Source organism: Caballeronia arvi (assembly GCF_001544695.2).
Lineage (GTDB): Bacteria > Pseudomonadota > Gammaproteobacteria > Burkholderiales > Burkholderiaceae > Caballeronia > Caballeronia arvi.
Genome location: NZ_FCOM02000059.1, coordinates 12,654 through 34,511, shown reverse-complemented (window position 1 = coordinate 34,511; position 21,858 = coordinate 12,654). Strand labels below are relative to the sequence as shown.

Annotated in this window: 15 protein-coding genes; 2 read left to right on the top strand and 13 right to left on the bottom strand. The window is 58.5% G+C overall.

Going from position 1 to position 21,858, the window contains the following annotated elements; all coding sequences use genetic code 11:
• Positions 1–78: 78 nt before the first annotated feature.
• The 7 genes from AWB74_RS36290 to mdlC form a co-directional block, all read right to left on the bottom strand.
• Positions 79–1,284: a porin gene (locus tag AWB74_RS36290; protein ID WP_061151450.1), complete on the bottom strand. Its 1,206-nt coding sequence runs from the start codon at positions 1,282–1,284 to the stop codon at positions 79–81.
• A 247-nt stretch (positions 1,285–1,531) separates the two neighbouring features.
• On the bottom strand, positions 1,532–3,103 hold the full coding sequence (gene iaaH / locus AWB74_RS36285) for an indoleacetamide hydrolase (protein WP_087039386.1): 1,572 nt from the start codon (positions 3,101–3,103) through the stop codon (positions 1,532–1,534).
• A 96-nt stretch (positions 3,104–3,199) separates the two neighbouring features.
• Complete coding sequence (locus AWB74_RS36280) at positions 3,200–4,663, bottom strand: benzaldehyde dehydrogenase (RefSeq protein WP_061151439.1); 1,464 nt, start codon at positions 4,661–4,663, stop codon at positions 3,200–3,202.
• A 41-nt stretch (positions 4,664–4,704) separates the two neighbouring features.
• Positions 4,705–6,051, bottom strand: a complete 1,347-nt coding sequence (locus AWB74_RS36275; protein WP_061151438.1) for an MFS transporter — start codon at positions 6,049–6,051, stop codon at positions 4,705–4,707.
• A 104-nt stretch (positions 6,052–6,155) separates the two neighbouring features.
• On the bottom strand, positions 6,156–7,235 hold the full coding sequence (locus AWB74_RS36270) for an enolase C-terminal domain-like protein (RefSeq protein WP_061151437.1): 1,080 nt from the start codon (positions 7,233–7,235) through the stop codon (positions 6,156–6,158).
• A gap of 12 nt (positions 7,236–7,247) precedes the next feature.
• A complete protein-coding gene (locus AWB74_RS36265) occupies positions 7,248–8,420 on the bottom strand; it encodes an alpha-hydroxy-acid oxidizing protein (RefSeq protein WP_061151436.1) in 1,173 nt (390 codons plus the stop codon).
• Positions 8,421–8,439: 19 nt separating this feature from the next.
• Entirely contained in the window at positions 8,440–10,017 is a 1,578-nt protein-coding gene (mdlC, locus tag AWB74_RS36260; RefSeq protein WP_061151435.1) for a benzoylformate decarboxylase, read from the bottom strand.
• 106 nt (positions 10,018–10,123) lie between these two features.
• Between mdlC and AWB74_RS36255 the strand changes: the two genes are divergently transcribed.
• Positions 10,124–11,017 (top strand): LysR family transcriptional regulator, encoded by an 894-nt coding sequence (locus tag AWB74_RS36255; protein WP_061151434.1) that lies wholly within the window; start codon positions 10,124–10,126, stop codon positions 11,015–11,017.
• A gap of 261 nt (positions 11,018–11,278) precedes the next feature.
• Here AWB74_RS36255 and AWB74_RS36250 read toward each other — a convergent pair whose 3' ends face one another.
• Positions 11,279–12,220, bottom strand: a complete 942-nt coding sequence (locus AWB74_RS36250; protein WP_061151433.1) for a LysR family transcriptional regulator — start codon at positions 12,218–12,220, stop codon at positions 11,279–11,281.
• 76 nt (positions 12,221–12,296) lie between these two features.
• On the opposite strand from AWB74_RS36250, the gene AWB74_RS36245 reads away from it, so the two are divergent.
• Positions 12,297–13,229 (top strand): carbon-nitrogen hydrolase family protein, encoded by a 933-nt coding sequence (locus AWB74_RS36245; RefSeq protein ID WP_061151432.1) that lies wholly within the window; start codon positions 12,297–12,299, stop codon positions 13,227–13,229.
• 160 nt (positions 13,230–13,389) lie between these two features.
• On the opposite strand, the gene AWB74_RS36240 is transcribed toward AWB74_RS36245, so the two are convergent.
• From AWB74_RS36240 to AWB74_RS36220, 5 genes are all read right to left on the bottom strand, one after another.
• Entirely contained in the window at positions 13,390–17,046 is a 3,657-nt protein-coding gene (locus AWB74_RS36240; RefSeq protein ID WP_061151431.1) for a hydantoinase B/oxoprolinase family protein, read from the bottom strand.
• Positions 17,047–17,210: 164 nt separating this feature from the next.
• Positions 17,211–18,431: a M20 family metallopeptidase gene (locus AWB74_RS36235; RefSeq protein ID WP_061151430.1), complete on the bottom strand. Its 1,221-nt coding sequence runs from the start codon at positions 18,429–18,431 to the stop codon at positions 17,211–17,213.
• 10 nt (positions 18,432–18,441) lie between these two features.
• Positions 18,442–20,079, bottom strand: a complete 1,638-nt coding sequence (locus AWB74_RS36230) for a dipeptide ABC transporter ATP-binding protein (protein WP_061151429.1) — start codon at positions 20,077–20,079, stop codon at positions 18,442–18,444.
• A 9-nt stretch (positions 20,080–20,088) separates the two neighbouring features.
• Positions 20,089–20,913, bottom strand: coding sequence for an ABC transporter permease (locus AWB74_RS36225; protein ID WP_061151428.1), 825 nt, complete (start codon positions 20,911–20,913; stop codon positions 20,089–20,091).
• Positions 20,906–21,853 carry an ABC transporter permease gene (locus AWB74_RS36220; protein ID WP_061151427.1) on the bottom strand — a complete coding sequence of 316 codons (948 nt, stop codon included), beginning with the start codon at positions 21,851–21,853 and terminating at the stop codon, positions 20,906–20,908. Before AWB74_RS36220 ends, AWB74_RS36225 begins: the two co-directional genes overlap by 8 nt.
• Between the last annotated feature and the right edge of the window lie 5 nt (positions 21,854–21,858).

The following is a 21,858-nucleotide window of genomic DNA, read 5'->3' as shown; positions in this document are numbered from 1 at the left end:
GTTCGACGTCGTTTCGAATTCGCTGTAACTCGTCATTCACGACGCCGCGACGTCCCACTACACCTCCCCGCGCGGCACTTAGAACTTGTGACGGATACCTGCACGCACCGTACTCTGACGGTCGCTCGTTGACGGCGTCAGGTTTGTGATAGATGCGACTGCCGTACTACCAGTAGAGTCCGTGCCCGATGCCTTCTGATAGACCCCAATGAGGTAGACATCCGTGCGCTTGGACAGGAAGTAATCAATGCCCAGCGCGCCTTGGTAGTACTTGACGCCGCCCGTCGAGCCGGCTGCCGACGAAACGCTATCGCCCTTCGTGTAGTCGAACGCCGCGCCCACGAGCAGCGCCGGCGTGATTTGGTACTTGAAATTGACTTCTGCATTATTGAACTTCGCATTGCCCTGGTATCCGAGCGGATTGGGTCCCGAGGTCGCGGTATCGCCGAGATTCTTGAACTGGATGTTCGAGTAGGTTGCGCCAATAGTTGCAGCACCGAGTTTGAAAGAGCCGCCCGCACCAATGACTTGATAGGTGTGCGCAGACGCATAGCCGCTGTAGACCGGCGAAGCGATGGTAGATGCCGCCGGTGTCACAGCCGCACTCGCGCCGTTGTCACCAAAGAACCCAACGTTCGGGTTGCGAGCATTCAAATATGCCGCGCTGAAAGAGACTGGCCCTTGCGCATAGTTTGCTCCGACCGACCAAACCTGATTGCGCGTAGGCTCACCTGCGACACCGCCGAGGCTGTAGAGGCCGCCGAAGGTCAATCCTCCGTAGTTGACGCTGGTGTACTTGATTGCGTTGTTCGCTCGATACAGGTTGTTGAAGTTATCCAAGTCGCCCGGGTGTGAGGAGAGAAATCCTCCCCACTGCGTTGCTGCTTCGAACTGACCGACGTAGTCCACGATAGACTCGTACTGCCGTCCGAGTGTTACCGTCCCATATGCGCTTGAAACGCCCACATATGCTTGCCGGCCGAACATAAGACCCTGTGTGCTCCCTCGATAATTTTTCTGCCCTAGGGAACCATTACTCAAGTCAAAACCGTTCTCGAGAACGAATATAGCTTTGAAGCCGCCCCCGAGGTCCTCGGCGCCCTTCAGTCCCCAACGGCTGCCCTGCATTACCCCACTCGTGAGGTTGTAAAGGTTATGACCGCCAGAATTCGAGTTCCAGTTGAAACCTTCATCGAGGATGCCGTACAGAGTGACGCTACTTTGTGCGTGCGCGGTGGCTGCGAACATGGCCAAGCAGCTAACTGCGAGAGCGGTCTTCTTCATTACATCTAGTCTCCAAAGGAAAATTTTTGGGTCCGCCTGTTGCATATGGCTGGAGCAGTGTCCAGAAGCGCGAAAACAGGGGCGCACGCGAGCCGCCGCCTTTTCCTTGGGGAACGGACGATTGTTCGCGATGCTTTAAGGTGTCGGTACGACCCGCCGTCAGGCGTTGCGCCTAAGGGAACGGCTTATTCTGAAGCGCAGCAAGGGTGTTCCTTGCTGCGCGTTGTTGCCTGTCTGAGGCACCGTTTTAGACGTTCGGCGCAGGCAACACACCGAGTAACTTCTCGACACCCATGCCAATGGAGAGCAACCTTTTATCGCTTCCAACGGGACCGTCAAGGGCCAAACCGACCGGAAGGCCGGAGGCCGTGCGGCCAGCGGGTACCGTGACACCGGGAATGCCCGTGATGCTGCCAGGGTCCGCGTTTCGGATGAAGGTGCCGAACTCGTCGACCGGCGGTCCGCCATTGACGCTGACCGTCGACGAACCGTTGACGGGGTCGATGGGCACAGCGGGCAGTGGTGTCATCGGAGCAAAGATGGCGTCGATTTGGTTCGAGGCAAAATATGCATCGAACAATGCACGCATCTGCGGACGATAGACATTCACAGCGTCGGGGTAAGCTGCCGTAGATTCGGCCGACCCGACATTCGCGAAGCCGCCCTTGACATCGGGGCTGGCAATCGCTGCCGATATTTGCGCAAGCGTGATGTCGCTGCCGCCACTGGCTGCCAGATAACTCGGAATCTCAAGTGACGCCTCGTGAAAGACGACGGTGAAGCCGACTTTTGCACCCAAGTCGCGAATCGTTGGCAGGTCGACTGAGACGAACGTGACGCCAGCAGCCTGCAATTTGGCCTTCGCTGCATTCATTATCTGCAGGACCTCGTTGTCCACAACGTCCCAGTACGTCGCCGGAATGCCGAATCGAAGTCCGCTCAGCGAGGCCGCGGTGGGAACCTCGGTGCCTGTGATGACAGCGTCGATAAGAGCCACATCTTCGAGCGTTCGGCCCATCGGTCCAACAGTGTCACGTGTGTGACTCAGCGGAATCACCCCAGTGCCGTCATAGCGGCGCTCCGCGCCGCCATTGCCTACGGAGGGTCGCAGTCCAGCAATTCCATTTAAGGCGGCAGGGATACGAACAGAGCCGCCCGTATCGGTGCCTAGGCCGACCGGCGCCATTCTCGCCGCGATTGCCACGCCGGTACCGCCCGACGAGCCGCCGACCATACGATTCGTGTCGTACGGATTGCGTGCGAAGCCGGCGAATGACGAGAAGTTTGTGGTCGTGATGCCGAATGCAAGCTCGTGCATGTTTGCCTTGCCAAGCACGATGGCTCCAGCTGCCAACAAGCGTTGCAAGACAACGGCGTCGTTGTTTGGCTGGAAGTTTTGCAGGCGCGGAGTGCCGCCGGTCGTTGGAAGGTTCTTTGTATTGATGTTGTCTTTGACGACAATGGGCAAGCCGGCCAATGGCGGCAACTTCTGACCCGCGGCCCGTGCAGCATCGACCGCGCGCGCGGATGCGATGGCGCCTTGGTTGAGCGTGATGAAAGCGTGAAGATTCGACAGCGAGCTCGCTCTTTCAAGCAGTGTCCGAACATATGTTTCTGCGGAAAGCTGACCCGTTGCCATCGCGGAGACGGCCTGCGTTGCAGTTAACGAAAGCTGCTGTGATTGGTCCGTCTGAAGCGGGGGTGATGAGTCGCTGCCTCCGCCGCATGCGGAGAAGCCGACGCCGATTGCTGGCGCGAGCGCGAGGGTACCTGCACGAGTGACGAATGTGCGACGACTCATCGATGTGGGCTTATTCATTGACTGTCTCCAAGTCTACAACTTTCTATGCGTGTTCTCTTGTTGACCCGCCACGGACAACGAGTCCGTGGCGAGCAGTGGATTTAACGCGTCGTCTCAGAACGGGTACTGCATTGGCTTGTCGGTCAGGCTGACCCATTGCGTTTGGGTGAACTCATGCACGTTTGCTGGCCCGCCGAAGCGGCCGCCATTGCCCGATGCGCCCATGCCGCCAAAAGGCACATGGAACTCGTTGTTCACCGTTTGGTCGTTGACGTGAACCATTCCGGCGCGGATTCGCGATGAGATTGCCAGGCCGCGCGACATCGACTGCGTGTGGACAGCCGCAGCCAGCCCGTATTCCGAGGAGTTGACCAGCTCCACTGCTTCGTCATCGCTGTCGAAGACCGTGATTGGAGCGATGGGCCCGAAAATCTCTTGTTCGTAAGCGGCCATACCCGGTTTCACGCCGGCGAGAACGGTCGGTTCGTAGAACAGTCCGCTGTACTTCCCACCAGCCAGAACCGTGGCGCCTGCGCCAACGCTCGACTGAACGATGTCATTGATTCGGTCGCGCTGCTTCTGGTTAATCAGCGGGCCCAGATGCACCTGTTCCTTCGCGGGATTTCCGACCGCGAGGTTACGCGCACGCTCGGCGAGTCGCTGTGCGTATTTCTCAGCGATGGACCGGTGCACAAGGTGACGGCCAGTCTGCATGCAGATTTGGCCCTGATGCAGGAATGAACCCCATGCCCCACTGGACGTTGCTGCCTCGATGTCTGCGTCCTCGAGGACGACGATGGCGTTGTTCCCGCCGAGCTCCAGCGCGACCTTCTTCAGCATGCGACCGCAGATTTCGCCGATGGAGCGACCAACCGCCGTCGAGCCTGTGAACGAAATCATGGCGACCTTCGGATGGCGCACGAGCGCGTCGCCCGCAGCCGGTCCGCCCGGAATCACATGCAACACGCCAGCAGGCAGGCCCGCATCTTCAAAGACTTTGGCAAGCAGAAGACCACCAGCCACCCCACTCTGCGGGTCCGGCTTCAAGATGACCGCATTGCCAAGCGCCAGAGCGGGCGCAACAGACCTCATCCCGAGAAGAATCGGGAAGTTCCAAGGTGCGATAACGCCGACGACACCCACCGGTACGTGGCGGCAGATGTTCATGCGGCCTGGAATCGCCGAAGGATAAAGCGCTCCCTCGGGCTGCATGGGAATCGCCGCTGCCATCTGCAGTTGCTCGTATGTAGCGTGCAGCTCCCACTCAGCTTTCGGGCGCGTCGAGCCGCACTCGCGAACGTTCCACTCGTTGATTTCGGGCGCGCGCTCCTTCAAAAGACGTGCTGCCTCTCGCATGACGGCTGCACGCTGGTCAAAGGGCATAGAAGCCCACGCTTCCTGAGCCTTCGTCGCAGAAACGACCGCGTTATCGATATCTTCGGCAGAACCGACGCCAATCAAGCCGATGCTCTCGCCGGTCGCCGGCTCGACGACTGCCTGGGCTCCACCCACCGCGGTCTTCCAGCCATCCGAAAAAATGCGCCCGTTCCAAACTTGCGACTCACCAATATTGCTCATGCTATTTCTCCGTGATGCATGTTGATGCTTTTCCTGGATATTCACTTCGCCTGTGACGCGAGCGTGTGCACCGGATGCTCAGCCCGGACGCGGCGGCTCGAAATCAGCAAGACAGCGATTGCGGCAACGATTCCCGGTGCGGCGAATACGAGGAAGCTGAAACTGACGGCAAATTTTTGTGCGAGGAGATACCCACCGAGAGCCGGACCAGCCATGGCGCCGAAGCGTCCTGCAGCTGCCGCCCAACCCACACCGGTCGAACGGATACCGGACGGATAGAGCTGCGCGGCGAATGCGTGAGCAATACACAGCGTTCCGATGGTCGTTGCGCCGGCCGCCATCAACAAGATGTTCAAGACGATGGGGGACTGCTTGTAGCCCAGCAATCCGATAGAGACGGCAGCCACCGCAAAGAAGAGAATCAATGTGGGCTTGCCACCGAAGCGGTCCGCCAACCAACCGCTGCACAAGCCACCGATGACCGCGCCGATGTTCAATGTAATCAGGAACGAAAGGCTCGAGCCGAGGGAATAGCCGCTTGCGGCCATCAGCTTGGGCAACCATGTATTGAGGCCATAGACCATCAGCATGCACATGCCGAACGCAACCCAGAGGAACAGGGTGTCCATCAGTCGACCGTGGGAAAACAGCTCAACGGCGCGCACACGAGCCTGCTCCACGTCTTCCTCTTCAGCCGCCAAACTTGCCGCACTGCCGTGAAAGTCCGGGGCGTAACTGCGCAAGACGGGTTCGACTTGAGCGAAGCGCTTGTGAGCAATCAGGTAGCTGATTGACTCGGGGAGCCATTTGTAGAAGACCGGGAAGAACAGCAGCGGAATACCAGCGATAAGAAAGTTGGCGCGCCAGCCAAATTCCGGCGTGATTGCTTTCCCGATGAGCGCGGCAACGACGCCGCCAACGGAAAAGAAGCTCAACATGACGGTGACCATGATGTTGCGCTTGCTGCGAGGGGACATCTCCGTCACCAGCGCCACGATGTTTGGCACCATTGCTCCAAGTCCCAGGCCCGTCATAAATCGGCAGAGGGCGAACTCGGTCGTATTGGTGCAGAAGGCGTTGCCGAAGGCTGCAATGCCGAAGAGCACTAAGGAAAGGAGGATGATGCGGCGGCGGCCGAATCTGTCAGAAGAGCTGCCCAGTGTCAGGGCGCCCACCATCATCCCAAACAGCGCACTACTACCGATGAACCCCGCGGTGACCGGCGAGAGCTGCCAATCATGCATGAGGTCCGGGAGGATTGACCCATAAATCACCAGGTCGTACCCGTCGAAAAGCATCAGCAACGAACACCAAAACATGACCATGAGATGGCGGGAGTTAAGGCGCGTGTTGAACAACGCGTCACCAGCGGCGGCGTGATGGTCCATCTTTGTCTCCAAATTTAAACTGTGGACAAGCTCTTAATGGCTTTCAATTAGTACAACGAATCTGCGTTTGTTCGCTTCGTTGACGGTATATTTCAAGGTTGTTTTTAAACCAAGAACCTATTCACTTGGTCTTCTTTCCAGCGGATTCCGGCGCCGGCCTCACTGCCGAAATGCGCTTGCCCGTCTTTGAATTCAAGAACCGGCTCGAGGATGGGACCTGCGAGGTCCATCCGTTCGAGATAATGGGCGGTCGGGCTCACCGCAAGAACATGCGCGCTGAACTCCTGGAAGATGTGGCTCGACATCGGCAGGCTGTGCTGCTCTGCGATTGCACTCGCTTTCATCCAGCCGGTGACGCCGCCGATTTTCATAAGGTCCGGCATGCAGAAGTCGCACGCGCGGCTGTCAACGGCCTTTTGCATCTCGTCGGGGCCGAACCAGTTTTCACCCATCTGAACGGGAATTGTCAGCGCCTCACGGATTGATGCGTGGCCGGCATAGTCATGTTGCAAAGTCGGCTCTTCAATCCACGAAATGCCTTCAGCCTCCAAAGCACGGCCGCGACGTTTTGCTTCCGGCACCGACAGACCCTGGTTGTAGTCGACCAAGAGCTGCGCCGATTCGCCCGTCACCTGCTTCAACGCCCGCACGACTTTCAGGTCGTACTCGAGCGTCGCGTAACCGATTTTCGTCTTGACTGCCTTGAAGCCGGCTTCGACTGCATCACGAGCGCGCTTTGTGCCCAGCTCCACGTCATCCATGCTGTGGCTGTCATACGAAGCCAGCGGACGCGCTTTTCCACCAAGCAACTCGACGAGTGGCAATCGGTGGGCCTTGGCCTTCGCGTCCCACGCGGCCATGTCGAGGCCTGCGGTGGCCATGCGAACGATGCCGGTGTTGCCAATGAGGCGGAAGCGGGCGCCGACGGTCCGGTCGATGTCGTGAGGAGACAGCGGCATGCCCTTGACCAGCGCTTCAAGCTCTTCGACCATCTGAAGAGTCGGCTTCAGTGCGAGCGGTGTGTAAGTGAACACATATGCGTGCCCTGTGACATTGGCGTTCGTGAGCAGGTCAATCAGCACCAGCGGCGAGGTAGCAACAGTTCCCACTGCCGTCTTAACCGGATATTGGAGGGGCACATTGACAGCACGTGCACGCAAGCCGGTGATTTGAATATCTTCCATGACAAAACCTTTCTATGCAGATACCGAGACGGCGGTGTTGAAGTTATCGGCCGTGCAATGACCACCATTCCATAAGAAGTCAGAGTTGAGCTGGCTGGCCGATGGGCAGCCAATTTGCGCCAGCGTCGTGTCGATTTCGCCCTTAAGGAGTGAAAGGACCGCGTCCACACCGGTTTCCCCATTGGAAGCCAGGCCGTACAGCGTTGCCCGCCCGAGAAGAACCGCACTTGCTCCCAACGCCACTGCTTTGACGACATCCGAACCACGGCGAATGCCGCTATCAACGAAAACCGGGGCCGCGACGCTTTTCGCGGTTTCCTGCAGCACTTCGACGGGCGCGATGGCGCTGTCCAGCTGCCGACCGCCGTGATTCGAAAGAATCACCCCATCGGCTCCGAGTTCGATGCAGCGACGCGCATCATCAGCTCGACTGATGCCCTTAATCAACAACTTGTGCGGCCAGAGGTCGCGAAGCCACTTCAGGTCATTCCACGCGAAACTCGCGTCCATCTGGCGGCTCATCAGCGCTGCCTGCAACTCGGTGTCCTGCACGTCCTGACTTGCAAAGTTCGCCAGCTGGGGCATGCCGTGCTTGACCAGGTCCAGCGACCAGCGCGGATGCAGTACGCCGTCGAGAATGGTCTTCACTGAATACTTCATGGGCACCCCAAAGCCATTTCTGAGGTCACGTTCACGCTTTCCGTTCACACCGACGTCGGTTGTCAGGATGAGCGTCGTGTAACCCGCGTTCAACGCGCGCTTGACCAGCAACTCAGCAAGCTTGCGGTGGACCACGTACAACTGAAACCAGAGTTCGCCGGTCGCCGCCTTCGCCACTTCTTCGATTGAAGCGTTCGATGCTGTCGACAACGCGAAGGGAATGCCGAACTTGCCAGCAGCGCGCGCGAGGGCAAAGTCGCCCTGCGGCCAGAAAATCCCGTTCAACCCGGTTGGTGCGATGACAAGCGGAGCGCTCGCCGTCCTCCCAAGGATGTTCACCTGCATGTTGCGAGCACTGACGTCAACGAGCCGGCGCGGCTGAAACTTGATTTCTTTGAAAGCGTCCTGGTTGTGGCGAAGACCAATCTCGTCTTCCGCCCCGCCTTCGAGATAATCGAAGACCATCTTGGGCAGGCGGGCCATAGCGCTTTCGCGAAAATCCGCGACATTTACGAGCTTTTTCATAACTCAGTACCTCTACGCCTTACGCTCGAGTCTCAACCTCGATGAGCACAGGCTTGTTCCCGGCAAGCGCTTGTCTCAAGGCGGAAGTGAGCGACTCAGCAGAGTCAGCGTGCAGTGCCTCGACGCCGTAGCCGCGTGCAAGCGCGCAGAAGTCCAACCCAGGAACGTCCAGCCCAGGCACATTCTCGGCCTGCAGCACGCCAGCAAACCAGCGCAACGCTCCGTATGTGCCGTTCTTCATGATGATGAAGATGGTCGGGATGTTGTATTGGGCAGCCGTCCACAGAGCCTGAATGCCATAGTTCGCAGAGCCGTCGCCAATGACGCCAATCACGCGGCGCTTTGGCTTTGCCAGCTGAATGCCGACCGCAGCCGGCAGCGCGAAGCCGAGACCGCCTGCAGCAGCGAAGTAATAGCTGCCTTGTTCCGTCATGCGAAGACGCTGCCAGAGCAGATTGGTCGTCGACGTCGACTCGTTCACGTAGATTGCGTCACGCGGCGCCATTTCATCGAGGATGTCGAACACCCGCTCGGGAGCCAGACGTCCAGCTTCGGCAAGTGCCGGTTCCGGCCGGCGCACCGCTGCCGGCATTGGGCGAGACGTTTTGGTGACGATGTTCGTGAGCGCTTCGAGGGTCGGCGCAATTTCCGCGATGATGGCGTCGCCCATCGGGGCCCTAGTGGCCTCGTTGATGTCGCAGGTAATTGCGATGAGACGGGTGCCTCGCGGCAGGAACTCACCGGGTTCGTATTGGTGATAACGGAACACCGGTGCGCCAATCACGAGCACCAAGTCATGACCTTCGAGCAGTCGGCTGATGCTCGCAATGCCAGCCGGCAGAAGGCCGCGGAAGCAAGCATGGGTCGTTGGGAAAGAACAGCGGGGCGCCGAGGGAGCCATCCAGACAGGCATGGCGAGTTTCTCTGCGAGCGCTACCGCGAACCCATTCGCTTCGCTGGCGTCCACGTCCGGACCGACAATCATCACCGGGTTCTTCGCCTGCTCAAGCTGACGTGCGAGATTCTGAAGCGTTGTGGCCGTGGGAACACCTGCCATCTCGACGCGGCGCGTCGCTAGGTGGTCAACTCCCGGAGCAGCCTCTTGTTTCCAATCATCGTAAGGAACCGACAGGTAGACCGGGCCCTTGGCGCCCGTTCCCGCCGTATGGATGGCGCGACTGAGAGCTAACGGCACCTCCTGCGCGCACGACGGCTCGGTGCTCCACTTCACGAGGGGGCGCGGCAGGGCCGCAGCATCGACGTTTGCGAGCAGCGCTTCGACGCCGACCATTGCGCGAACTTGCTGACCTGCCGTCACAACCAGCGGCGTGTGCGAGTTCCATGCGTTGGCAAGCGCGCCCATTGCGTTACCGGTGCCCGCTGCCGAGTGCAAATTCACTAGCGTTGGGTGTCCAGTCGCCTGAGCGTAACCGTCTGCCATCCCTACGACCGCTCCCTCGTGCAAACCAAGCACGTACTGGAAGTCACTCGGAAAATCCTTCAGAAAAGGCAGTTCGTTAGAACCTGGGTTTCCGAAGAAGGTGGTGAGGCCTTGGTTGCGGAGAATCTCGTAGCACGCTTGGTGGATTGTCTTCATAGCATCAATTCCGTCTCAATGCACCTATGCTATGAGCGCAAAAGGAATAAGACCAATCATCTTTTTTTTGTTCTTAAAATAGATGCTGTCTATATAGGTGACAACCATGAGCGTCGACCTGAACTTAATTCGAACGTTCGTTGCAATTTACGAGACACAAAGTGTCAGCGGCGCAGCAAAGCGGTTGAGCATCACTCAACCCTCGGTTAGCTATTCGCTCAATCGGCTGCGCGACCTCCTCCACGACCCGCTCTTCACTCGCAGTCGGGACGGGATGGTGCCGACATTCAACGCAACGCAGCTCTTCAGTTCCTTCAAGGCTGCACTGAACAGCATCGAGTCAGCGATATCGGCGACGCGACAGTTCGACCCCTCGAAGTCGGAGCGCACTTTCAGGCTCGCGCTCTCCGACTTGGGTGAGTTGTACTTTCTTCCCATCCTGATTCGCGAGTTTCAAGGCATCGCCCCTTCGGTCGGCCTCGAAATCGTGCAAATCGACAGCAACCTCGTTGCTGACTGGCTGCAGACCGGATACGTCGACGCAGTCGTCGGGAATCTGCAATTTGTGGGAGGGGAGTCAAGAAAGGCGACTTTGTTCAGCGAGAGCTATTCTTGCCTGTTGAGCGCATCGCACCCGAGCATCGGCGATACGCTGACTTTGGAAGAGTTTGTGGCTGCCAATCACGTTGTTGTGGCGCCATTTACGGGCCACCATCTTGTTGAGGACGTGTTAAGCGAGATGGGGCTCAAACGGAAGATTGTCCTTCGAGTTCCCCACTTCACTAGCCTGTTTTCTTCAATCGCCACGACAGACTTAGTGCTCACGCTGCCGACACGCGTCGCCGAAGCATTTTCAAGCGATGGTCGCATGAAGGTCCTACCGCTTCCGCTCCAGATACAGCCGTTCGAGGTGAATTTGTATTGGTATCCGCACGCAGAAGACGCGGGCGCTCAGCAGTGGTTTTGCGACACAGTTAAGCGAATGCTGAGCGACGTTTAAGCGCGTGCACAGCTATCACTGCTTACGGCTGCCATGTGCAGGCATACCGTGGAGGTATGGAGGAGCAAGAATTCGATGGACAGGTCCGGTGATGTGAGATTGAAGGCCCATCTCGGGTCTTTCATGATGCATGGTGCGAAGCAACTCGCAGAAGAGCAACTCTTGGCTCCGCCGTATAAACGCCCGTGCCTATTGGTTTTAAAAAGAGTCTCTCACGCTAAGAGGCCTCTCTCTAACCCAAAGAAGGAGCCTTTTACGATGTCACGGCGCGGTTCCTCGCGCGAAGCGAAAGCCCTGCGCTTCGAAGCACTCCAAGATTGCGGTGTGGGCTTTTACGACCGCGGCGTCCCGCATCGAGTTGCTCCGCCAGCCCATTGCTATGGGATATCTCGGCAGGTCAACGGGGCAAGGCAGCAAGGCGAGGCCCGTTAGCTGTGCAATCGCAATGGCAGCGTGCTCGGGAATCGTTGCAACTGCTTGCGTGCCATGCAGAAGATGCGGTAACGAGGCGAAATGCGTGGTGGACGCGATGACCGTGCGGCGACGCCCGAGCGCGGCAAGGGCTTCGTCGACTATGCCAACCACGCCGCCAGACGATACGAGAATGTGACCTCTTGACGAGAACTCGTCCACGCTGAGGGTAGGCCGCCTCTTGTGCTGCGAACCATCAATCAAGCAGGCATAGCTTCCTTCCCCGACCAACCGATGCCGTAGCCCTCGCCCGGCGAATGCGCCCGCGAATACCGCGAGGTCCATTTCCTGATTTGCCAAAGCGTCACTCACGATTTGGCTATGGGTCTGCCGGAAGATTAACCTCAGGCCCGGCGCTATCCGCGTGAGCGTCTCGATGAGCTGTCGTCCGAGCGCAATTTCGAAGTCATCGGACATGCCGACTGAGATGGACCTCCCGTGAAAGTTCGTGGGCTCAGGCGACGCAATAGCCAAACTTTGTCGGCAACGGTCGAGTGCTTCGCTGACGATGGGCGCGAGTTCCTTCGCACGCGAGGTCGGCGCTAGGCCGCGACCTGTTCGAACAAAGAGCGCGTCCGAGTACACCTCGCGCAAGCGCCGCAACGACGCACTGACTGCCGACTGCGTCATGTTCAGCCGTATTGCTGCACGGCTCGCCCCGCCCTCCTCGAACAACGCTTCGAAGATTTTGAAGAGGTTGAGGTCGACGTCGCCGATATCTATGGGATTCATATCAAATAGTCCTGATATGTGTTCACGAGATTTTAGCGTCGCGCGAAGATTCGGGCACATCCACGGAGAAATCTCAATGTCCAAGTCCAAGGTCGCCGCCCTCCAAATCGGCTCATCCCCAGCCGGTAAGGCCCAGACGCTCGAGCACATCCTGTCGTTCGAAGACCAGATTCGGTCGTCGGGTATCCGGCTCGTTGTCCTGCCCGAGGCGCTTCTCGGAGGTTACCCAAAAGGTGAGACTTTCGGGACGCGGCTCGGTTACCGTTTGCCCGAAGGACGCGCCGCGTTCGCTCGCTACTACAGTAATGCGATTGACGTGCCGGGCGAGGAAACGCAGGCTCTTGCCGACTTTTCTACCCGCTGCGGCGCATCCGTTGTGATTGGCGTCATAGAACGTGATGGCAATACGCTCTACTGCACGGCCCTTTTCTTCAACCCGGGCGAAGGTCTGGTCGCAAAACACCGCAAGCTGATGCCAACAGGCACGGAGCGGCTCATCTGGGGCCAGGGAGACGGCTCGACTTTGCCCACCGTGAAAACAGACACAGGAAACATCGGAGCAGCAATCTGCTGGGAAAACCACATGCCACTTCTGCGCACCGCGATGTACGCGAAGGGCGTACAGGTATGGTGTGCTCCCACAGTCGACGAACGGGAAATCTGGCAATGCTCAATGCGCCACATTGCTCACGAAGGACGCTGCTTTGTTATCAGCTCCTGCCAGGTTCAGCCTTCGCCGGCGCAGCTAGGCGTGAAAGTGGCAGACTGGGATGACAACCGCCCGCTCATCAATGGCGGAAGTCTCATCGTTGGGCCGCTGGGCGATGTCCTAGCAGGACCGCTGCATGGAGAGGCTGGATTGGTGGTCGCAGAAATCGATACTGAGGAGCTGACCCGCGCCCGTTACGACTTCGATGTAGTTGGGCACTATGCGCGCCCCGATGTATTCTCGCTGTCCGTTGATGAGCGCCGCAAACGCACCGTGTCGTTCATGACCGAGCAGAGCTGAATCCTGTTTGCGCCTCTCCGAGCGCCAAGAGCCTGCTGTTTTCGAAGTGCGATAACCGTGCTCCCTAAACCATAGGCCTTGAACCGAAGTTACCCTGCCGCAGCCTTTCCACCACAGCGGCGTCAAGAGCCGGCAGCTTTACGGGCTGCCGGCATTGCTCTTACTGCACGTCCTCGTTCTTGCCATAGCCACCGCCGCCGGGCGTCTGGATGACAAACACGTCGCCGGCATCCATCTGCGCGCGATGCCGTGCGCCGAAGTCCTCGACCTCGGCCGCTTGACCGCGCTCCACCCAGTTGACACCCACAGCGCCCGACCCTCCTCCTTCAAGGCCGAAAGGCGCGACCCGTCGACGATTTGACAGGATGACAGCAGTCATCGGCTCAAGAAAGCGGATGCGACGTTCCGTACCATCGCCTCCACGAAACCGACCAGCCCCGCCGCTTCCGCGACGAACACGGAAGTCTTCCAAGCGAACGGGGAAGCGCCATTCAAGAACCTCAGGGTCCGTTAGACGCGAGTTGGTCATATGCGTTTGCACCGCGCTGCACCCGTCAAAGGTCGGGCCAGCGCCAGCACCACCACAGATGGTCTCGTAATACTGGTAGGTGTCGTTCCCGAACGTGAAATTGTTCATCGTCCCTTGGGCGCCGGCCATAACCCCGAGCGCACCGTAAAGCGCATCAGTGACGACCTGCGACGTCTCGACGTTACCTGCAACTACTGCTGCAGGGAAGCGAGGATTAAGCATTGAACCCTCGGGGATGCGCAGTTCCAAGGGCTTCATGCAGCCAGCATTCAGCGGAATGTCATCGTCGACAAGCGTGCGGAAGGCGTAAAGAACCGCCGCCTTGCAGATGGCTGCCGGAGCGTTGTAATTGTTCGGTTGCTGTTCGCTGGTTCCCGCGAAGTCGACAACCGCGGAACGATTTTCACGGTCGATTGATATTGACACCACAACCTTCGCGCCGTCGTCCAACTCGTACTCGAAACGGCCATCCTTCAGCACGGAGAGCGTGCGACGGACTACCTCCTCCGCGTTGTCTTGCACATGTTGCATATATGCGCGGACGACATCGAGACCAAATTGCTCACACATGCGCGCGAGCTCATCGGCGCCCTTCGTGCACGAGGCGACTTGAGCCTGAAGGTCGGCCATATTCTGTTCGACATTACGAACCGGATAGTCGCCCGAGGTGAGAAGGCTCCGAATCTCGTTTTCGAGAAATCGCCCTTGGTGAACTAGCTGGACATTGTCGAGCAATACGCCTTCCTGGTTGACGTGAACGGAATCCGGCGGCATGGAGCCCGGCGAAATCCCACCGATGTCAGCATGATGACCTCGGGCCGCGACGTAGAACATCGGTTGAGCGTAGTCACCGATGAACACCGGCATGATGACCGTTACGTCGGGAAGGTGTGTGCCCCCGCCGTAAGGGGCGTTCAGCATGAAGACGTCGCCCTTGCGCATGGTATCGCCGCGCCGCGCAATAACCGTCTGAACGCTTTCCCCCATCGACCCCAGATGCACCGGCATGTGGGGCGCGTTTGCAATGAGATTGCCGCCCGCGTCAAACAGGGCGCATGAGAAATCCAAGCGCTCTTTGATGTTGACCGAATAGGACGTGTTCGCGAGCGTGACACCCATCTGCTCGGCAATCGACATAAAAAGGTTGTTGAAAACCTCCAGGAGGACTGGGTCTGCCTCGGTTCCGATGGCCTTGCGATTGTCGAGCGCTACAGTTCGCTCCACCACCAGGTGGTTGTGACGTGTCACCTGAACTTGCCAACCCGGTTCAATGACAGTCGTACCCGTCTTCTCAATGACAATCGCCGGACCGTCGATACGGGCACCGGGTGCTAACAAGTCGCGGTCGAAGACACGAGTGTCGTGCCATTCCCCTGCGGAGAAAACTAGCGTCGCAGCAAGCGGTTCGGGCGCGCTCGACGCACCGCTCGCGAGCGCCCAATTTTCCTCCTCCGCACTTTGAGTCTTGCCGATAGCCTCGACGGCGGCAGCTTCAATGACGAGTGCCTTGTTCGGCATTAAGAAGCCATAGCGCGTTCGATAAAGCTGCTCGAACGCATCGGCGATGTCGCGAGCATCTGGCGACCATGTGACCTCGAGCGCCGTATCAGTTCCTTCATACTTCACATGAAGGGTTCGATGGAGGGCTATACGTTCCCCTTCGATACGTTGGGCAGCCACTTCGTCGAGCGCAGCGCGTTCAAGCCGCTCGAACGCGGGTTGGCATTCCGTCAGTGCCTCGTTGCTTAAGCGTGCTTCCACAGCTTCCTGACGAAGAGCACGCACATCTGCGAGACCCATTCCATATGCAGAGAGCACGCCGGCAAGCGGATGGATGAACACGCGCGTCATCCCGAGCGCATCTGCGACAAGGCACGCGTGTTGGCCGCCGGCGCCGCCGAAGCAGGCCAAAGCGTACTTCGTAACGTCGTAACCGCGTTGTACCGAGATTTGCTTGATGGCGTTGGCCATATTCTCGACGGCGATTTTCAGGAACCCGTCCGCCACGGCTTCGGGACTGCGCTTAACTCCGGTCGCCGCCTCAATCTGCAACGCCACTTCGGCAAACTTGCTCATTACGACCGCATCGTCGAGGGGCAAATCGCCTTTCGGACCAAACACGTGCGGGAAATACTTCGCGTTAATCTTGCCGGTCATTACATTGCAGTCGGTGACCGTAAGCGGGCCACCGCGGCGGTAAGACGCCGGGCCCGGATTCGCACCTGCGCTGTCAGGACCGACGCGCAAGCGAGCACCGTCGAACGAACATATCGAGCCGCCACCCGCCGCGACCGTGTGAATCTTCATCATTGGGGCGCGGATGCGCACGCCCGCCACTTCAGTCGCGAACTCGCGCTCGTACTCGCCCGCATAGTGCGTCACGTCAGTCGATGTGCCACCCATGTCGAAGCCGATAATCTTGTCGAAGCCAGCCAGCTTCGAGACCTGCGCCGCACCAACGATGCCACCAGCAGGGCCCGACAGGATGGCGTCCTTGCCCTGGAAGCGATGAGCATCCGTCAGCCCGCCGTTGCTTTGCATGAATTGCAGCGGTACATCGCCTAGCTCGCTTTTCACCTGGTCGACGTAATGACGTAGAACCGGCGATAGATAGGCATCAACTACCGTGGTGTCACCGCGAGAGACTAGCTTCATAAGCGGGCTGGTCTCGTGGCTGACCGAAATCTGCGAGAAGCCAATTTCCTGCGCGATTTGCTTGAGCCTGCGCTCATGCTCAGTGAAACGGTACCCGTGCATCAGCACAATTGCGCATGAACGGATTCCGGCGTCATAGGCCTGTTGGAGTGCGATTCTCGCCTGCGCATCATCAAGTCGCTTCACGACATCGCCGTGGGCACCAACGCGCTCGTCAATCTCGACAACAGCCTCGTACAAAAGCTCCGGCAGGACGATTTCTCGGACGAAGAGCTTCGGTCGGCTCTGGTACGCGATGCGCAGCGCGTCCGCGAACCCCTTTGTGATTGCCAAAACGGTTCGCTCACCCTTGCGCTCGAGCAGCGCGTTGGTTGCGACAGTAGTGCCCATTCGAACGCTTTCAATAAGCTCAGCAGGAACAGGCTCGTTGGACGGGACACCAAGCAATTCGCGGATGCCTTGCACTGCCGAGTCGCGGTATCGCTCGGGGTTCTCGGACAGTACCTTGTGAGTCACCAGCCCGCCATCAGGCTTGCGCGCGACGATATCCGTGAAGGTGCCTCCTCGGTCAATCCAAAACTGCCACCGGGCATCGCGGTTAGCATTCGACGGCGAGTTTTCGTGGTTGCCCATGAGTCGGTGTACTCCAATATGAATGAATTTGGCGAAGGACCTAAATCGGCCAGACGTGCCAAACGCGCGGCGCCAGCCAAGGGCTGGCATGCCACAGAGTTAAGTCAGTCAAACGGGGGCGGCCAATGCGCGATGCGAGAAAGTCGCGCATCGGCCTCTTTGAGTTAGGCGTCGACGCTGCAGATATCCATCATCGTGACCATGTAGATTTTGACCATGTCGATGAAGTCCTTGATGTCAACGCGCTCGTCCGGCATCGTGTTGTAACGGCCGCCGGGACCGCAAACGACACCCTCCATCCCACCGGCTTCATAGAGATGTCCCGCATCGGTACCGTAGAACCCTGGGGGCGTGATGGCACCGGTCGGCTGTTCTTCGTTGCGAACAGACCTGAAGGCGGCGTTGAGGCTGCGCACGATTCGCGAGTCCTTTGCTACTTCGAATGGCGGCATTACCGGACGTCCTTCCACTGCTTCCTTGCGAACCGTCGCCTTCAGGCCTGGCATTTCCGTCTGCAATTGCGCGAGCAACGCTTGGATGTCCTCCAACGCGCCTTCGGCGCTCTGACCCGGTGCGAAACGGGCAGACCCTTTGATTCTTACAAAGTCAGCGACCTGCGGAGGACGCCATTCCTGGAGTTCGCGGCCAAGCGCGCCATGTACGATTCCTACGTGAGCGCGGTTGATTGAGCGATGCTCATCGCTGCGAGCGCCGGAAAACGTCATAGCGCTGATGCGAGGGATAAGCTTACAAGCCGCCATGATGGCGTCGACCGCCTCCTCTCGCTTCGACAGGTGACGTGTTATCCCGGTGAGTTCGATTACGAACGAAACCGAGGAAGCGTGCATCGTTAGCGCGGCAAGGTCCGTTGGCTCACTGTTGATGAAGTAGTCCGCGCGAACGCCTTGGTTGACCGCGGCAAGTGTACCGATGCCGCCCTGCAGTTCGCCGACCACGTACGTCAATATGACGTCGCCCTTCAGCCGAACCCCCGCTTTCAACAGCGTCTTCACGGCGCAAAAATACGCCGCATCGCCAGCCTTCATATTTGAGACGCCGATGCCATAGATGAACTCTTCGTCGACTTTGCCTTCCCATGGGTCTACGGTCCACCCTTCGGAAACCGGGTTGGTGTCGAGGTGGCCGTTGAAGAGCAGACTCTTACCGCCGCCCGTACCTTTCCAAGTTCCTATCGCGTTGACGCGCTCTCCGGGAACTGGTGTCAGGCCGGCGGACAGTCCGAGCTCCTGCATCTGTTCGACCATATAGTCTGCCAGCACCTTCTCGCCGTCAGTCTCCGAGTAGCTCTTGTGCTGCACCATCGAGCTCAGAAAGTCGAGGCATTCCTTCTCGTCTACGTGCTTCAATACCGCTTCCAAATTCATTACGTTTCTCTCAGAGAGGAATTGCTTCGAAGTTTCCGATGGGCGTCGGGACCGCATCCATCAGAGAGCGCGTATACGGATGTCGCTCGGGTTGCTGGAGGCCACCCATTGAAAACATGTCGACCAGGTCTCCGCGATAAATCACAGCAACCCGATGAGCAATCTGCCGCACAAGGTTCAGGTCATGCGTGATGAACATGTACGCAGTTCCGTAGCTGCGCTGGAGCTCGACAAGCAGTTCGACGACGGACGCCTGCACCGACACATCCAGCGCCGACGTGATTTCGTCACAGATGACAAGTTTCGGGCGGGATGCGAATGCCCGGGCAATAGCGACGCGCTGCTTCTCGCCACCTGAAAGCTGGTGAGGGAAGCGGCTAACGTACTCTCTGGGCAGGCGCACCTGCTCAAGCATCTCAGCCACCCTCTTCTGCTGCTCGCGTTGAGAGAGATTCGTGTACAGCTTCAATGGGCGCGACAGAATTTCGCCGATGCGCTGACGGGGATTGAGCGAGGAGTCGGGGTTCTGAAAGATAATCTGAACGTCTTTGCGATACTCTTTCCCCATCGCTTTGACACCGGTAATGGGGCGTCCTTCGAGACGCACGTCGCCCTCAAAATCGTTCAAACCAGTAAGCGCCTTCGCGAGCGTGGACTTGCCAGAGCCCGACTCGCCAACGATTCCGAGGATTTCACCGGCGTTAATCTCGATGCTTACCTTGCGGTTGCCGACAACGCGGTTGTCCGTCTTCCGGAAGAGACGCGCGAATGCCGAAGTTCGCCCGTAGTGAACGCTCACGTCTTTGACCTGCAAGAGCGGCACATCTTGCGCCTTCGCAGAATCGACGGCGACCAGCCTATGGTCAGGTCGCGGTACCGCGCTGATAAGACGCTTCGTGTAATCGTGTTCAGGGTGCGTGAAGACCTGCTTGACGTCACCTTGCTCGACGATGACGCCTTTGTGAATGACGGCCACACGGTTCGCAACCTTCGACACCAGCGCAAGGTCGTGCGAGATATATAAGGAGGCAACGTTGGTTTCCGCCTGGAGCACCTCGAACAATTCGAGAATTTGCCTCGAGGTCAGAACATCGAGCGCCGTAGTCGGCTCATCGAAGATGATGCACTCGGGCTTGCAGGCAAACGCGGTCGCGATAACGACGCGCTGCTTCTCGCCACCTGAAGCCTCGTGCGGGTAGCGCTTCATCATATTCACGGGACTTTTCAGTCCGACTCGCTCCAGCATCGCAATGCCTTCCTCCCATGCTGACCTCTTGTCGAGGCCGCGATGCCGGACGATGACTTCGGAAAGCTGCTCGCCCAACGAGAGGTTGGGGTTAAGTGAGGTGCTGGGGTCCTGAAACACCATGGCAAGACGCGAGCCCCGAAGCGAGTTCATCTCCGCTTCGGACTTCTTGAGCAAGTTTTCGCCGCCCAGTGAAATGGTGCCGCTCACGTCGCGGGCGTTTTTTGCCATGTAGCGCATGACGCCCCACGCAAGCGAGGTCTTTCCCGAACCAGACTCCCCGACAAGACCAAGCACTTCCCCGCTGTGAATGGCCAGGTTTATCTGGCTCAGCGCGTGGTAGACCCCGCGCGGCGTCTCGTAGTCGAGAGAGTAGTCTTTTATTTCAAGAACCGGACTCATTGACGTTCCTTACGTTCGGGGATTCAGCGCATCGCGCAGACCATCGCCCAGCAGGTTGAAGCCGACTGCAACGAGAGCAACCGCGGCGCTCGGCCAGATAATCATCCAGATACTGAGATGCATATAGGAGCGCGCTTCAGCTGCCATCAAACCCCACTCCGTTGCGGGCGGCTGAGCCCCGAGGCCGAGGAAGCTCAACGTCGCGAACAGCATCACGGCGAAGGCCACGCGGATGGTCGTCTCAACGACAATGGGAGCAACAACGTTCGGAAGCATCTCGCGCACGATGACATACCAGCTACTCTCGCCGCGTGCGATGGCCGCATTGACGAAGTCTTGTTTGCGTACTGAGAGGGCAACGGAACGGGTGATACGCGCCATGCTGGGTGTGAAAGCAATGCCGACCGCAAGCACCGCATTCAAGCTGCTCTTTCCGAGCAAGTTCACAATGAGCAGCGCGAACAGCAAGCTCGGAATCGACATGACGGCGTCAATCGTCCGCATGATGTACTCATCGAAGCGCCCGCCCAAGAATGCCGACGCTGTTCCAATCAAGGCGCCGGCGAGCGTTCCGAGCATCGTCGCGATGAACGCAAGCAGGACTGTTGAGCGAGCGCCGTACATGACGCGGCTGAGTATGTCTCGACCGTATTGGTCAGTCCCAAACAGGTGCTCCAACCCCGGCCCCCGGTAACGCATGAACACCGACATCTCGGTAGGACTGTACGGAGCGAGTTGCGGACCGAACAACACTAGGATGAGCACAACGCCAATAAGCACTAAACCGGCAAGCCCCTGCGGGGACTTCCTCATACGTCCAAAGAACTCATTCATAGCGAATCCTCTTATCGAGCGCGGCGTAAGTCATGTCTGCCACCAAATTAACGATGCAATACGTGCCCGCCATAATGAGCGCGCCTGCCTGAATCGCGGGAAGGTCGCGAGTCTGGATGGCGACAATCAACTGGCGGCCGATACCGGGAATTGCAAAGATTTCCTCGACCACAATCACGCCACCGAGGAGATAGCCGACGTCCAGCGCAACGATAGTGATGGTTGGCAAAAGCGCGTTGCGCAATCCGTGCTTGAAGAGCACCGTCTGGCGAGACAGTCCCTTGAGTCGGGCAGCACGGATGTAGTCGGTGTGCAAAACGTCTACCAACTCCGAACGCACCATCCGGGAAACGTGCGCAACCAGGATGACCGAGATGGTCAGCACCGGAAGAATCAGCCTCGGAATTGCGCGAGCCGGGTCGTCGAAAATCGGAACGTAGCCCGCGGCGGGCAGCAGGTGCAGATAATCGGCGAGGACCAACGCGAAAACCGACGCGGTCACGAATTCGGGCAAAGACACACCCGCGTATGAAACGATACTGACGATGAAATCAGCCGCCTTCCCCCGGCGCACCGCTGCGACAACGCCGAGCGGAATGGAGACAGCAAGCATGAAGACAATCGAAAACACAGCCAAGGTCAGCGAGCGACCCAGTGCATCGAACATCATCGACGCTACTGGCTCACCCGTTCGCATCGACAGACCGAGGTTGCCATGTAGAACCTGCATCAGCCACGTAACGTACTGCGCGTACACAGGCTTATCCAGCCCCATTTCCTGTCGGATGGCATTGAGGGCATCAGGCGTTGCGTTCTCGCCGAGCAGCATTACTGCAGGGTCGGCGGGCAAAACCTGGGTGATAAGAAACACGATTGCCGAGACCAAAAAGAGCGTGTACAGGCTCAGTCCCAAACGTTTTATTAGATAACTGGTAGACAAGATTT